The sequence below is a fragment of the Dyadobacter chenhuakuii genome (assembly GCF_023821985.2).
Classification (GTDB): domain Bacteria; phylum Bacteroidota; class Bacteroidia; order Cytophagales; family Spirosomataceae; genus Dyadobacter; species Dyadobacter chenhuakuii.
On record NZ_CP098805.1, the window covers coordinates 2528970 to 2544579 of the forward strand.

Annotated in this window: 12 protein-coding genes; 6 read left to right on the forward strand and 6 right to left on the reverse strand. The window is 47.1% G+C overall.

Translation table 11 applies throughout. From position 1 onward, the window contains the following. Window positions 1–21: 21 nt before the first annotated feature. The gene (locus NFI80_RS10495) at window positions 22–1269 is read right to left on the reverse strand and encodes a sensor histidine kinase (protein ID WP_235161396.1); all 1248 of its coding nucleotides are present in this window, start codon (window positions 1267–1269) and stop codon (window positions 22–24) included. Between the two features lie 160 nt (window positions 1270–1429). Here NFI80_RS10495 and NFI80_RS10500 point away from each other — a divergent pair, with 160 nt between their 5' ends. The 4 genes from NFI80_RS10500 to NFI80_RS10515 all read left to right on the forward strand — a co-directional run bounded on the left by NFI80_RS10500 (window position 1430) and on the right by NFI80_RS10515 (window position 6492). Beyond that, entirely contained in the window at window positions 1430–2380 is a 951-nt protein-coding gene (locus NFI80_RS10500) for a 3-keto-disaccharide hydrolase (protein ID WP_235163110.1), read from the forward strand. A 515-nt stretch (window positions 2381–2895) separates the two neighbouring features. Further along, window positions 2896–3426, forward strand: coding sequence for a gluconate 2-dehydrogenase subunit 3 family protein (locus tag NFI80_RS10505; protein ID WP_026630376.1), 531 nt, complete (start codon window positions 2896–2898; stop codon window positions 3424–3426). A gap of 40 nt (window positions 3427–3466) precedes the next feature. After that, window positions 3467–5182: a GMC oxidoreductase gene (locus NFI80_RS10510; RefSeq protein WP_235163109.1), complete on the forward strand. Its 1716-nt coding sequence runs from the start codon at window positions 3467–3469 to the stop codon at window positions 5180–5182. A 173-nt stretch (window positions 5183–5355) separates the two neighbouring features. After that, window positions 5356–6492, forward strand: a complete 1137-nt coding sequence (locus NFI80_RS10515) for an MFS transporter (protein WP_026630378.1) — start codon at window positions 5356–5358, stop codon at window positions 6490–6492. Between the two features lie 13 nt (window positions 6493–6505). Here the strand turns inward: NFI80_RS10515 and NFI80_RS10520 are convergent, their stop codons facing one another. Beyond that, on the reverse strand, window positions 6506–7639 hold the full coding sequence (locus NFI80_RS10520) for a BamA/TamA family outer membrane protein (RefSeq protein WP_233796036.1): 1134 nt from the start codon (window positions 7637–7639) through the stop codon (window positions 6506–6508). Between the two features lie 149 nt (window positions 7640–7788). Between NFI80_RS10520 and NFI80_RS10525 the strand changes: the two genes are divergently transcribed. Next, a complete protein-coding gene (locus tag NFI80_RS10525) occupies window positions 7789–9891 on the forward strand; it encodes an alpha-amylase family protein (protein ID WP_235163108.1) in 2103 nt (700 codons plus the stop codon). Between the two features lie 66 nt (window positions 9892–9957). After that, a complete protein-coding gene (locus NFI80_RS10530) occupies window positions 9958–10431 on the forward strand; it encodes a group II truncated hemoglobin (RefSeq protein ID WP_235163107.1) in 474 nt (157 codons plus the stop codon). On the opposite strand, the gene NFI80_RS10535 is transcribed toward NFI80_RS10530, so the two are convergent. The 4 genes from NFI80_RS10535 to fucP form a co-directional block, all read right to left on the reverse strand. Beyond that, a complete protein-coding gene (locus tag NFI80_RS10535; protein ID WP_235163106.1) occupies window positions 10421–11977 on the reverse strand; it encodes an SMP-30/gluconolactonase/LRE family protein in 1557 nt (518 codons plus the stop codon). The two genes, NFI80_RS10530 and NFI80_RS10535, sit on opposite strands and share 11 nt — an antisense overlap. Before the next feature lie 69 nt (window positions 11978–12046). Then, window positions 12047–13237, reverse strand: a complete 1191-nt coding sequence (locus NFI80_RS10540) for an acetyltransferase domain-containing protein (RefSeq protein WP_235163105.1) — start codon at window positions 13235–13237, stop codon at window positions 12047–12049. Between the two features lie 100 nt (window positions 13238–13337). Next, window positions 13338–14237: an ROK family protein gene (locus NFI80_RS10545; RefSeq protein WP_255699033.1), complete on the reverse strand. Its 900-nt coding sequence runs from the start codon at window positions 14235–14237 to the stop codon at window positions 13338–13340. An 81-nt stretch (window positions 14238–14318) separates the two neighbouring features. Continuing rightward, on the reverse strand, window positions 14319–15563 hold the full coding sequence (gene fucP, locus NFI80_RS10550) for an L-fucose:H+ symporter permease (protein ID WP_235163104.1): 1245 nt from the start codon (window positions 15561–15563) through the stop codon (window positions 14319–14321). Window positions 15564–15610: the final 47 nt, after the last annotated feature.

Consider the following 15610-nt stretch of genomic DNA (forward strand, 5'->3'; position numbering starts at 1 on the left):
CGAGAACATTGCCCTAATTGCTTAACTGCGGGCACGGATAGGTAAGATGATGGAAAATGCGGTGCCTTGGCCAGGCTCGGATTCTGCTGCAATGCTGCCGCCATGATTGCGGACAATTTTGCGGCAGTAAACCAGCCCCGAGCCATCGCTTTTTTCAAGTTCCTCGTTGATCAGATTAGGGAAAATGTCGAAGATTTTTTCCAATTGTTGTTTCGAAAAACCAGCTCCGTTGTCCTGGATCATAATTTCGATCAATTCAGCATCATTCTGCACCGGCAGCTGGGGCGTATTTTTTTGCGTGATTTCCTTCGAGCCGATCGTAATCTCATGCTGTCCGTCTCTTTTCGAATGTTGGAAAGAGTTGGTGATCAGGCTATAAAAAAGCTGTTTCATCTGTGAAAAACTCGCATTGATGACAGGCAACTCGTTGATTTGCACCCTGACATTCTTCTCATCCAGCTCCTTACTCAGCTCCCCACACACCTCGGCCACCAATTTCCTTAGGTCAACCAGCTCAAAATCAGTATCGCTATATAGTTCCGAAAATTCAGACAACTCCTTCACAAGCTCTGAAAACTTCCGGGCACAATCATCAATTTTACCCGCAAGAAACTTGATCTTCTCCACATCGCCCGCTTCGCCTGCCTGCACCAGCATGCTGCTGAAAACACGCATCTTCCGCAACGGTTCCTGCAAATTATGATTTGAAATATACTTGAACTGGCGGTTTTCAATCACAGAATCCACCAGCTTATGGTTCATCTCGTTCAATGCCGTTTTGCTCTGCTCCGCGACCTGCAACGTTTCAAGATGAAAGGCGATCAGTTCAGCAAAAAGATTGAACATGCCAACGGTTTTAGCATTGTTCAGCAACGCAGGTTTGGGATCAATGGCGCATAATGTTCCGAAAAAGTCACCATTGCGAAGGATAATGGGGATGGAAATATAGCTTTGAAAACCATACATCTTTGGCGTGTGGTGATCGGCAAAGATTTCACTTATCTGTACATGGTCGATGATAACGGCCTGTCGGTTGTCACGGATCTCATTGCATATGGTGGTTTCTATCTTCAATTCCCCTCCCGGCACCAATCCGAAAGAAATCTCATCCCGTACGCTGCACGCAATCCACCTGTCCTCGGTGACCCTGGCGATGGCAGCAAAGCCCATTCCCGTTGATTTACAGATCACTTCAAGCATGGTAGATACGATCGGGATATTTTTTACATTTTCAATGTCTGATAGCAGGGCCGCCTCGGTATTATCCATCCTTATTTTACATTTCGTATCCTTTCAAAGTTAGCCAACATATCCGCTATTTTGCAAAGTTTTTAATCCATGCGGCAGCGATGGTCACAGGCTGTGCGTTAGCGGAGTCTTTTGTCGAATTTTATATTTAAATTGTCACCCTTAACTTTTTATCAAAAACATGAAAAAATTAATACAAACCTGTCTTTTTGCATTCGCATTATTGCCAGGCGCTTTCGCAAACCAAGCAAATCCGAACCCCTCAGCCCCTGCCCCCGCGCCTATCGAAGGCCGCTGGGACATTACCGTAGATATGGACGGCAAAAAGGCCCCATCATGGCTGGAAGTGCGCCATTCAGGCAACCATACATTGATTGGCCAGTTTACAAGCGTCTCGGGAAGTGCCCGCCCTATTTCAGAAGTCATCTTTAAGGACGGCCAGTTTAGCTTTGAAATCCCACCTCAATGGGAAAAAGGCGATGGCAATTTGAAGCTCGAAGGAACGCTGACAGGAGAAAAGATCGCAGGAAGTGTAAGCACACCCGATGGTAAAAAATACAATTACACCGGCGTTCGCGCACCGTCATTACGCAGGACAGCGGCACCCGTGTGGGGCACGCCGATCAAGCTGACCGGCGGAAATGAGATAAAAGGATGGCATGCTGCAGGTGAGAATCAGTGGATCGCTGAAAACGGCATTTTACGCAGCCCGAAATCCGGCGCTAACCTTATTACAGATCAGAAATTCAATGATTTTAAACTGCATGTGGAATTCCGCATTCCAAAAGGAAGCAATAGCGGCGTGTATCTGAGAGGCCGTTATGAGGTGCAGGTTACCGACAGCAAAGGCATGGAGCCATCTCTGGATCAGCTGGGCGCAGTTTACGGCTTCCTGGTTCCAAGCGAAATGATGGCCAAAGATCCGGGCGAATGGCAGTCTTTTGACATTACACTGGTTGGCCGCATGCTGACACTGGTTACCAACGGCAAAACCGTGATCACCAATCAGGAAATTCCCGGCATCACAGGTGGGGCGCTGGACAGCAACGAAGGCGAGCCAGGGCCACTTTACATCCAGGGCGATCATGGCCCGGTGGAATACAGAAATATTGTGATTACTCCCGCCAAATAATTTCAATCATTCAGAGCGGATTTTTATTGGATCAAACAAAAAAGTGGCAGGGAAATTCCCTGCCACTTTCACTATACACACACTGTCATGACCCTTGGGTCACCTCTTAAAAAAACAGATGCATTTTAAGGCATCTGGCAAGTCGATTATTAGCTAGGTTTGAAAACATGGTTGATACATTGAATATGCCGTTCAGGCTTGCCGTCTACTTTAGAAAAAAATAACTTTCCTGAAAATCAGGAAAGTTATCCGCATTATTTACTCAACGTTCCTCTATTACTTAACCTTTAAACTTATCCGCCAGATCGAAGAATCTGACGAATGCCTAAGCTTTGGTTCAGAATATTGATCAAATATGGCAGGTTGGAGGCGACCAAGACAAATGCGATGATTAATCGGTGGACCTGAGTTAATTTACGGAAAATTTTGGCCTTAAATGGCAAAAATTCTGGACAGGTTGTTATATTTAAAGGTTAATTTTAATTAATTCCATTCCCGACTTAAATCCTTGACTAATGAACCGTAGAGAAGCTGTTCAAAAAATAACCTTCCTGCTTGGAGGCACACTCTCCGCCCCTTTAATGGCAGGTATCATGGGTGAAAAACTGAACTTTGGCCCTTCACTGGATATATCTGCCGAACAGGAAGCACTTTTGGCCGATGTTGCAGATACAATCATCCCAACTACCGGAACGCCGGGGGCCAAGGCTGCGGGCGCAGACAAGTTTATCACCAGGATCATGCGCGACTGCTACGAAATGGCGGATCAGAAGAAATTCTATTCCGGACTGGATAAAATAGATGCGCAAAGCAAAGAAGTGTACAGCAAAGGGTTTTCGGCCCTGGATGCAACGCAGAAAAATGACATTATCAAACGCACAACGGTTTCGGATAAGCCATTTTTCCTACAAATGAAAGGTTTGACCGTAACCGGTTATTTCACTTCGGAAATCGGTGCAACGCAGGCACTGGATTATTTGCCGATCCCGGGACGCTTTGACGGCAGCTGGCCGATGCCAAAAGGCCAGAAAAGCTGGGCGCTATAAATGACTATCCCTGACCAAATCATTAATAATATCCCTTATAATGGCGAATTTAAATATTGACGCAGTAAAAGAAATTACCTACGACGCAATCGTGATCGGTTCCGGCGTATCCGGTGGCTGGGCAGCAAAAGAGCTGACAGAAAAAGGGCTGAAAGTGCTGATGCTCGAAAAAGGCAAAAACCTGGAACACGTTACCGGCTACGAAAACGCCCTGAAAGCGCCCTGGGAAACGCAATACAACGGCCGGTTGACGGTAAAGCAAAAAGAAACGCACCCATTCCTCTCCCGCGATTATCCGTATAATGAAATGACGGAAAATTACTGGATGAATGATATGGACTCGCCTTATGAGGAAAAGAAAAGGTTCGACTGGTTCCGTCCCAACATTGTTGGCGGGAAATCGATCATGTGGGGAAGGCAGTCGTACAGGTTAAGCGACATTGATTTTGAAGCAAATTTAAAGGACGGCATCGCAGTCGACTGGCCGATCCGTTATAAAGATATAGCGCCCTGGTACTCTTATGTTGAAAAGCATGTTGGGATTTCAGGCGAAAAACTGGGGCTTCCTCAGTTGCCGGACAGCGATTTCATTCCGCCTATGGACATGTATTTCGTTGAAAAAGAAGTCAGAAAAAGACTTGAAAAGCAATTTCCCGGCCGCACAATGACCATTGGCCGCGTTGCGAACCTTTCACAGCCTACCAAAATCCAGCTTGAAGGAGGCCGTTCTCCATGCCAGTATCGTAACAAATGCTCACTGGGCTGTCCTTACGGCGCTTATTTTAGTACGCAGTCCAGCACGCTTCCGCCAGCAGTAAAAACCGGCTTGCTAACCTTGCGCCCGGATTCGGTGGTGCGGGAAATTACTTATGACGCAAAATCGAGTAAAGCCACAGGTGTAAAAGTAGTGGATTCGGTAACATTGCAGGAAAAGGAGTATTTCGCAGGACTGATCTTCGTTTGCGCCAGCGCGCTGGGTTCAACAGCTGTGTTGCTCAACTCAACCTCGGACCGTTTCCCGAACGGAATGGGCAATGATTCGGGCGAGCTGGGACATAACTTGATGGATCACCATTTCAGAACAGGCGCCAGTGGCGTTTGGGAGGGTGATTTGGATAAATATTATTTCGGACGCCGTGCCAATGGCATCTACGTTCCCCGTTACCGCAACATTGGTTCTGATAAAAGGGATTATCTGCGCGGATTTGGTTACCAGGGTGGCGGTGGCCGTCAGGGATGGCAGCGCAATGTGGCCGAACTTGCTTTCGGTGCTGACTTCAAAGAAGAACTGACAACTCCGGGCAACTGGACAATGGGCTTCGGCGGTTTTGGCGAAACATTGCCTTACCACGAAAACTACATGTATCTGAACAAAGACAATAAGGATAAATTCGGCATGCCTGCGGTCGTATTCGATGCAGAACTTCGTGAAAACGAGAAGAAAATGCGCGTGGACATGATGAATGACGCAGCCGAAATGCTCGAAAAATCAGGTCTGAAAAATGTGAAGACGCATGATAACGGTTCGTATCTGGGCATGGCCATTCACGAAATGGGAACAGCCAGAATGGGCCGTGACCCTAAAACTTCGGTTTTGAATGGAAACAACCAATTGCATTCCGTTAAAAACGTGTTTGTTACCGACGGCGCAGCCATGACTTCGGCTTCCTGTGTGAACCCATCGCTGACTTACATGGCATTAACGGCCCGCGCGGTTGATTTCGCTGTGAAAGAGTCGAAGAAGAAAAATATCTGACAAGTCACTTACATTAGCATATCAAAAACTATCCGGGCTCAACAAAGCCGGATAGTTTTTTTTTAACCCAAATGCTATAACGCAAACATTTTGCAGTTTTTTGCAACATTTAATTTAGTTATCTCATTAATGTTGCATATTATTGCATCATAATCCTTTGTATTAGTCCTTTTATGCAAGAAAAAGCAAAAATAAGCGCTGCAAGAAAAGCGGTATTACTCATTTTCCTGGTCTGCGGCATCGGGTTATCCAGCTGGGCCCCGATGGTGCCTTTCGCTAAACTTGCATTAGGGCTCAGTGAGGCTGATTTGGGCGTCGTACTGTTAGCATTGGGAGCAGGTGCGATTCTGACAATGCCTATAACCGGAATTTTAATCAATAAATATGGTAGCCGCCGGATCTCTCTTCTCTCTGCGCTTATTATCGCTATATTCTTGCCCTTGCTCTTACTGGCCAGCACACCTTACGAACTTGCGGCAGCATTATTTGTCTTTGGAGCGGGTATCGGCTCGGTTGATGTGGCTATGAACGCGCAGGCCGTTTTGGTCCAGGAAAAACACGGAAGCCACATTATGTCATCTTTTCACGGAATGTTCAGCGTAGGTGGCTTGCTGGGTTCCATCGGGCTCGGTTTCCTTATCAAGGCCGGACTTTCTCCCACGGTTGCGGCGGTGAGCATATCCGCATTACTGGTTATTATCGCAGCCACACAGTTCAAATATCTACTCCCCCATTCCGAAGAAGCAAAAATCGACAAAGCGAGTTTTATTCTTCCAAAAGGCCCTGTGCTTGTGCTGGGACTTATGTGCTTTATCCTGTTCCTGGCGGAAGGCTCGTTGCTGGACTGGAGCGCGGTATTTTTACAGTTTTCCCGGGACTTTGACCCTTCACTCTCCGGCGTTGGTTATGCCGTATTTTCTGTTGCCATGGCCATTATGCGCTTAACCGGCGATAACCTGATCCACAAGCTCGGACCTTCCAAGGTTGTGTTTTACGGAACATTTCTGGCGGGAGCCGGCTTCCTGCTCGCAGTAGCAGTGCCCTGGGCGCCAGCTGCATTGGCCGGCTTTGTTTTGGTTGGTCTGGGTGCCGCTAATGTCGTCCCGATTTTCTTTACAGCCGCGGGTCGTTTTCCCAATGTACCACCGTCCGTTTCGCTTCCTGCTGTGACAACATTAGGCTACGCAGGACAATTGGCTGGTCCCGCATTGATCGGTTTTATAGCCGAATTCACCTCCCTATCCATTGCATTGGGCTTTGTGGGCGTGCTTCTGTTCATTGTAGCGTTCACTTACAAGCACAGGGATTGATTTTGAAATAACATTAAAATGCTTCTCCCGTAAACAAATAAAATCCTGGCCCGTCTTTGGTAAAACCAACGTCCAGCCGGAGGAAAATGTCCTTTTTGGGAAAAAGCAAATAACGCAAGCCTACACCACCAGAGGCTCTCACGTGTTTGAATGTGAATGCATTGAGCTTCGGTGCTACAACGGCAGTGCCGGCAAAAGCCACTGCACCGAAACGCTTGCTAAACCCAAATGGCAGCCAACGGTGCTCCACCTGGCCTGCAATCATATTTTTATCCCGGTAACGGCCATAGTAGTAACCCCGCATGATCATTTCGCCGCCCATTAACGCAAGCTGGTTGAACGGAACATTACCCGAATAAAAATTGCCCAAAACCTGCCAAGCCAGCACATTGCGCGCGCTCACGGGGTGTGATGAACGCACATCCAAATTAACGCCCTGAAAATTAAAGTTACTTCCCAGTGCCGGGCTGTATTTCAAAAATGATATTTCCCCGAAAAATCCTTTGCGGACATTGAGCACATTATGCCGATTGTCGTAAACCAAGGCGCCGCCCAGCCCTATATTTCGCGTCCCGTCACTGCCCAGCGGCTTGTCATAGGTGTGATTATCAGGTTGTTCAAAATCTGTGTTGTATAGTTGCTGGTAATCAATTTCAGGCCCGGCGAAGAAGTTGGGCTTAATTTTTCTTAGCACTCTTTGTTTAAAAAGAATGTAATTCGCGTCGATCAGCGCCGGGTCCTTACCCACCGTTTCGGGTCCTATGCCGTAATAAAGCAGCGGGAAACGCTGGAAACGCGTTCTGCCAAGGAAAAACCAGTTGTCTTTGTCTCCATAAATGGCATTATCAAGCCAGATGCCGTATTGTGCTTCCAACGTGACAAAAGTGAAAGCCTGCACTTCACTTAACCGGTTGAGTGTGTCTTTTTTAGCCTGAAAGATCAGCAAGGAGGACAATCCGAATTCAAAACTGGTTTCGGGCGAGTAGCCCAATGTAGGATAGATCCGAAAGCTGGATTCGCCGGGAGCGGTTGTATCAGAAACGGTTTTTTGTACAAATCTTTTAAACCAGCCCTCCTGTGCCTCAGCACGATGGCCCGCCGCCACATAAAGAATAATGAGCAGCGCCGCGACTTTAACCTTATCCAATTCCGGTAACTTTTGATGAGAAAGATTTTATATAACAAGAGATATAAAAATTGCGCCAAATGCCGGGAACCCATTTTCCAAAACGATCGAAAACCGTTAGTAGATCACAATTACATCATTGCTTTCCCTGTAAACGACATAAACTCCTGATGAAAAAATTAACGGCGCTTATCTTATTTCTTTTTTTGACCAATACGCTTTACGCACAAAATACAAAAGATCTTTGGTGGAAAAGGAACAATCTGAGGGTGATCCAGATGAACCTGCCTTCCTACGAAGCCGCCACGATAAATGCTGATTCTATCGTTGCAGATTTGATAACCTATTCTGCTAACACATTGCTGATCAATGCAGGCGGCATCATGGCTTTTTATCCCACGAAGCTGGACTTCCATTATACCAATCCTTTTATGAAGGAATATGTGCTGAGGGATGTTATCAAAAAATGTCATCAAAACAACATTAAGGTCATCGTCCGCTTTGATTTCAGCCGCGTCCACGAAAGCATTTACAAAGCGCATCCCGAATGGTGCTACATTTCTCCAAAAGGTGAGCGGATCATCAACACCGACATGTATGTGGTTTCCATTAATGCGCCCTACGTGCAGGAAAAGGCCTTTAAGATCATTGAGGAAGTGATAGACATGTTCGCGATCGACGGTATTTTCCTAAATATGCCGGGTTACCAGGTTAACAATCCATACGAAGGAAAATACCACGGCATCGATCAGAATGAGTTTGATAAAAAAGCATTTGCCGCTTACTCGAACGGAAAAGTACTTCCTACCGAAGAAAATAAAGCCGATTCACTTTATCAGAAATATCTTGCGTTTAAAAAACACACAGTGGAAGATTGGTCGGAAAGGCTTCATAGGCTGGTGAAATCCAAAAATGAGCAGATCGCCATTTGCACTTACTCGGATAAGTTCGTTGATATTATCCGGCACGAATCGCAGAGCATGACAACCCTGCCTTACTGGCCTTACACGGCTTCCGACAATGTCAGCAATGCCGTTAATTCCTTTCCGGACCACATTATCAGCAACGCCAGTATTCAGCAAATCTCTTTTCAATCGCGCTATAATGCTGTGGAACCACAGGAAGTTCAGATCCGGCTTTATGAGAACATTGCCAATGGTTCGGGCCTGGATCTCAGCATGATGGGTGATATGAGGGGCTATGAAGACGAGCGCAATTATGGGGTGATCAAGAAGGTTTATGCCTTTCACAAGCAGCATGAGCAGTATTTTGGTAAATATAAATCCCTTGCCAAAATCGCCATCATTGCCCCAGGCGCCTGGCCGAACGGCGAGCCAATGCAGGAATATCGCGGCGTCCAGCTCATGCTCCGCGAGGCGCACATTCCGTTTGACATCATTGAGGATGATCAGATAGGAAATCTGGCTGAGAAAGTGAAGGGTTACAAGCTTGTCATTCTCCCCGAAATCGCCTATTTAAAACCAGAAGCCATTCAGGTCCTGAAAGATGCGAGCAAAGCAGGCACTCACCTGATCGCCACAAACCGCACCATGTTCGACAATCCGGCAACGTTGCAGGAGCTGTTTGGAGCAAAAATTGAGAAAAAGGATAATGACGGCGCCGGAAATTACCTCGTTCCCGACAACCGCAACATCTTTAAAAGTTTCCCCGGTCAGAAAATGCTGTTCTGGAAATTCAATCTTGGACTTTACGACCTCTCGGGCACAGACCAAAAACTCCTTCCCATCTTATCCAAAGGCCGCCCCGGCCCACCCGAAATCATCGGCGGCCACGAACCGACGGGCTATTATGCACTAGGGATCAAAAATCATGAAAAAAGCAAGGCACTTATTTTCCCTGTCAGCCTGGGCAGGATCTATTATATGCACGGCTACCAGGAGCACAAAAATCTGCTGCTGGACGCTATTAGTTACGTTTTACCAAATGCAAAAGAAGATATTCAAACCAATGCTCCGGAAAGAATTGAAGTTATTTTAAAGGAATTTACGAAGAACAACGTCAGTAATAAAGAGCAGACAAAAAGTGACGGTTTAATCATGCATTTGATCAATCTGACAGGTTTCAGCGGCAACACCTATTTCGCACCACTGCCCGTCTACAACCTGGATTTCAAAATCAAATCACCAAAAAAACCAACCAAAATCTTCTCCCTGAGCACCGGTCAGCCTATTAAGTTTACTTATGCCAATGCGGCGATTAACTTGAAGATCAGCAGGTTGGATGGTTTCGATGGGATTGTGATGGAGTATTAAATGCTACATTTGAGCATGAACTTTTTTGATGAATAAAAGGATTCGAAAGGCAAGCTATATTTAAATATGGAACAAAAACCAATCCCTACTTTATACGAATGGGCTGGCGGTATGCCGGTATTTGAAAGATTGACGGAGCTTTTTTACAAGAAGGTTCTAGCTGATCCGCTTTTGGAGCCGGTATTCAAGCATATGTCTACGGAGCATCAGCTGCATGTGGCGCACTTTATTGCGGAGGTTTTTGGTGGTCCTGAAATGTACAGCAAGGAGGAAGGAAGCCATTTCAAGATGATCCAGAAGCATTTATCCAAACACCTGACCGAAGCGCACCGGAAACGCTGGGTGGCACTGCTGCTGGAAACGTCCGACGAAATCAACCTCCCCGACGACCCCGAGTTCCGGTCCGCATTTGTCGCCTACATTGAATGGGGCACACGCATAGCAGTCCTCAACTCCAATATCGACGACCTGACCATGAACCCCGAAGAACCGATGCCGAAATGGGGCTGGGGCGTTCCGGGCGGGCCGTTTATAACTTAGGCGCGTCGGGCTTGTTGGGTGTATCGCGGCTGTTCGCTCCTTTCACATTCAGTTTGCGGCGGTAGACCTTTTCGCCGGCAGTCGCATAAATCGTGTCGAAATTTTCGCCGCCGAATGTAATCCTGGAAGCTGCGCCGGCGGGCGTTGGTAATATGGCATTTACACGGCCGGTTTGATCTAAAACCTGAATTCCCATACGCGATGCCACATATATGCGCCCCTCCCGATCGCACGTAACGCCGCGAGCCCCGGCATTATCGTCATCGTCACGGACATGGAGCCAGCCGTATTTTTGCTTGTGGGTTAATTTTCCGTCCGGCTGGATCTGGTAAGCCCAAACCCAATGCGAAGCGGATTCCGTGGCATATAGCAATGTTTGATCCGGTGATAATGCAATGCCGCCGACAGATAACAGGCCTTTGTCAACAAGCACTTTTTTACCATTGCGTGTGATTAAAGAAATGCTGCCGGATTTTTCCGGGCCATCCGAAATTGTTACGTATACATTGCCATTATGCGCAACTATTGAATCGGATTTCGAAAGGTTTTTGGTGATTTTCTGCTTCTTATTTGGCTCCTTCTTTTCCTCAGAAGTAAGCTCCCAATCCTGCCCGGGAATGAGTATGGCACTTAGCATTTGATTCTGTGAATTCCCTGCTTTCACGGGTTTAGGCCAATCCTTCCACAAAAACCGCATGGCTTCGGGGAACAACGCGGTTCCGTGCTTGCCATTGTGGCCGCCTTCGCCCCACTGGTGTTGCACTTCGTAACCTGCGAATGTCAAAGCGCGCAGCATGGTTTGGTTAGCCATCCACCAGTCGCCGGCGTAAATGTTGAGGTCATTGGCACCGTCTTGAAGGAAGATCCGGATGGGCTTGGGTTCGTATTTCCTGACCAATGTGTGGTAACGGTCGGCACCACGCAAGCCCACATACGTGCCTATGGCGCTGTAAACGCGGGTAAATGCATCCGGACGCTCCCAGGCTGCGGTGAATGCACAAACGGCCCCGCTGCTCGATCCGCCTATTGCCCTATCATTGCCATTTTTAGACAAATGGATTACGCGTCCGTCGCTGGTTTTCTGCTTTTCTACTTGCGGGAGAATTTCTTCAAGGATAAATCGTGCATAAGCATCCCCTAGCCCATCATATTCAAAGCTGCGGTTAAAACGATCATTAGCCTCACTTGCATTAGCAGCTTTCACTTTTCCGTGCATTACGAAAACGCCGATTGTGACAGGCATTTCGCCCTTATGGATCAGATTATCAAACACAACCGGCGCTTTCCACTGAATGCCGTCCTGGTTAATGTAAACACAAGCAGGCTTGTCAGGCTTATATTGTGCAGGGACATAAACCCAATATTCCCGCCATGTTCCCGGAAAAAATTTTGAATGTTCGAATGTAAATTTCAGAACCTCCCCTTTCGGCACACCAACCTGCTCTTCCGAAGCAGGATCGACCGGATAATTCTCAGTGGGCGCCTGCGCGAAAAGTGTGTTTATTGAGATACAAAAAACAAAAGCAAACGTGCGTACAATGTGCATTTCAGAGTTGGGTTTTTGATAAGAATAAATCCTCTGCCGGATGAATGAAAGCGAGTGGGAAATGTAATGCTATAAATAGCTCAGCCACCATTTCTTGTTCCGCCCACGGTAATTCCCAAACCACCGGCATGGATAATAGAGCGCGAGGACAATGGAAATCCATATCACATACACGATTCCAAGGCTGTAACCGAAATCGTTCGGGCGGAATTTGAAGAAAAGATCCGGTGCGGTCGCCTGCGCCCAGGTGTAGCCCGAGGACAAGACGGCGATCATGGTCAGCAAGTGAATCAGATAGAAATGCAGCATAAAGTAGAAGAACGGGACCTTACCGTAAACGGTAAAAAACCGCGTCAGCGCATTGTCGGCATGTTCCGTGAAGGCAAGCAAAATAAGGATCGGGCCGAGTGTCATGAGGGTAAAAATGAGCGAGGGCGGATATTTGGACGCATTCATAAATGATAAAAACGTCCTCATCCCTTCCGATTGAGGGCTCCATAGCGATTGATCTCCGTAATAATTCACGAAGCGCAAAACGAGGAACAGCACAATGGCGGCAACGCCCGATTGCAGCAATATTTTTCTGCGTTTTTGTTCGGGAAAAGCACGGTTATAGATCGTCCCCAACCCATATCCCGACATCATAATCCCCGCCCAGGGCAATATCACATATAAGAAAGCAATGTTCCCGCCATCGCCCCTCGGCACGAAACGCCCGGCGCCAGTCATGAAAATACCCAGGAAAATGTCGAGCCCTGAGCCAGGGGCAGCTTTCACCAGATCGAAAAGGTTATGTCCGAAGATCAGCACCAAACCGGAGATCAGAATCGCCTTTGGAGAAAGGAAACGTACGAACAATCCCAAAACCAGCATACTCGTTCCCAGCGCCCAGAGCACGGCGAGAAAGATGGTTTTAAATGTTACGTCAAACGAAAAGGCAAATGTCATGAAGGTTATTTCAACCAGAATCAGCCACAGACCGCGTTTCAGGAGGAAGGAAGATGTGTCAGCGGTGGTTTTGTTCTGGCCGGACAGATAGGCCGAAATCCCGGAAAGCAGCATAAACGACGGTGCGCAAAAATGCGTGATCCATCTTGTAAAAAAAAGGGCGGGATTGGTTGTGGCCGGATCGAGCGGATCGGCGGAGAATGCCGTAATGTGAAAATAGTCCCTGACATGGTCAAGCGCCATGATCACCATAATGAGCCCACGGACTGTATCGATGGACTTTATGCGCAAGGAGATTCCGTTCGTTGACATAGAACCTTGTTTCCGATAGAGTGATTTAATTCACTAAGAAGCTCCGGAACATGCTGGTTTACTGGTTATAACATGCCGGAATCACCTTGCTAAGCATATTTTACAAAAGTGCTGCCCCGAAAACCCCGGCGCTGTCGCCCAGCTTCGGTTTGAGGATCGGAGTGGTTACAACGCCCTTGTTGAAAATGTATTTTTTGATCTTTTCGAAACCCGCGGTGTAAAGCAATTCAACATTGCCAACGCCGCCGCCAATCACGATCAGTCCCGGATCCAGGACATTGATCAATGTCGAAATGGCACGTCCGTAGAATTCCAGCAAGCGTTCAATGGTGGCTTTCGCAAACTCGTCATTCCCCTGGTGATAACGGTCAAGGATTACTTTCATCGTCAGCTTTTCACCACTTACTTTTTCGTAAAAACGTTCCAGCGCAGGGCCGGAAATGACCTGCTCAACGCAACCTGCTTTTCCGCAATAACAAGGTTCACCGTTCTCTTCCAGAATGTTATGTCCCCATTCGCCGCCAATTCCATGATGTCCGGCAATGATCTTGTTGTTCACCACCAAACCGCCGCCAACGCCCGTGCCCATGATCACACCAAAAACAACTTCCGCTCTGGGATAATCCTTTCCGGCACCGATCAATGCTTCGGCCAGTGCAAAACAGTTGGCATCATTCGCAAGCTGAACAGGAATGCCTAATATTTTTTCAAGATCCGCTTTTAATGGCATGCCATTGAGACAGATCGTGTTAGAGTTTTTCATCAACTGCGAATCCGGCTCCAAAACACCCGGCGTAGCAAACCCGATCTTGGTTGGCTTCTCACCCACCTGCTCTGCAACCTGATCGATCAGTTTTTTGATCTGTGATAAAATATGCTCGTAACCGTTCGCAGATTCGGTCGGAAGGCGCATGCGTACAACTACTTCCAAATTGCGCTCGGGATCGAGCACCGCGCATTCTATTTTTGTTCCTCCTAAGTCAATTCCCCAGAGTTTCATAATATTAGGGCTGTCGGCCGCAGGCTCTCAGCAATCGATTTTTTTATTGATTATTGATTAAAGTTTTTGGAGCAAACCGCCTTAAAGCACTTTATAATATTTGTATCCAAACATGAAAATCACTGCATAGCAAATGATCGGCAAGTAATAAGCATGTGCCACATCCGACTCAGCCACAGCGCCCATAGCGAACGGGAAGAACGCGCCACCGACAACACCCATCGAAATAAAGGATGAAGCCTGTTGCGTATGCTTGCCCAAGTTTTTCAATCCCAAACTAAAAATGGTCGGGAACATAATGCTGAAAAAGAAGTTAAGCATCAGCAAGGCGATGAATGAAGGCCAGCCGAGACTCTGCGCGATGATAAGGCACATAACAATGTTACAAGCTGCAAAAATCGCCAAGATCGTATGCGGCGCTACGAAGCGCATCAGGAATGTTCCAACAAAACGACCTGTAAGCATTAACACAAAGAACAGGATCATGTAATTACCAGCCACGACGTCGGTAAAACCCATTTTCTCGTGACCGTAATTGATGAAGAATGCCCAGGTTCCGGCTTGTGCCGCTACATTGAAAAACTGCGCGATAACCGCCCATTTAAAATGTCTGTGATCAAAAAGCCCTTTTTCAGGATGCGTGTCCACATTCGCCGCAGCAGGATCAGCAACCACGTGCGGATCCGTTAGCGCAGGCACTTTTACAAATGAGAACAAAACAGCGATCGTTGCGATAACGCTTCCGATCACGATATATAATGTTTTTACAGAAGTAAGGTCCGTGCTGCCTTCCACATTGTTCCTCAACAAAAAATAAGAACCAACGGCAGGCCCGATGATGGTGCCCAATGCATTGAAAGCCTGTGCAAAGTTGATCCGCATGTCACTCGTGCGCTGATCACCGAGCGACGCTACGAATGGGTGCGCGACAGTTTCCAAAGTGGAGATTCCACAACCCAGGATAAATAATGCTCCTCCGAAGAATGGAAATGATGCTGCCGCAGCTGCCGGAACAAACAAGAACGACCCCAGTGCAAATAGCGATAAACCGAAAAGCACGCCGTTCTTATAGCCAAAGCGCTTCATGAAAAGACCTGCCGGGATCCCCATGACACCATAAGCGCCAAAAATGGCGAACTGTACAAATGCAGACTGGGTTTTGGTAAGACTTAATACGTGTTGAAAATGTTTGTTTAAAACGTCGCCCATCGTGATGGCAATTCCCCAGAACATGAACAGGGACGTTACGAAGATGAGGGTTATCAAATATCTGTTTTCAGTGAATCGGGCTTTTGTGGGTTCCACGGTTGAGGAATAGTTGCTCATTTAGCTGAATAGTAAAATTTAATGTAAGGTAGATTCTATTTTTTTGA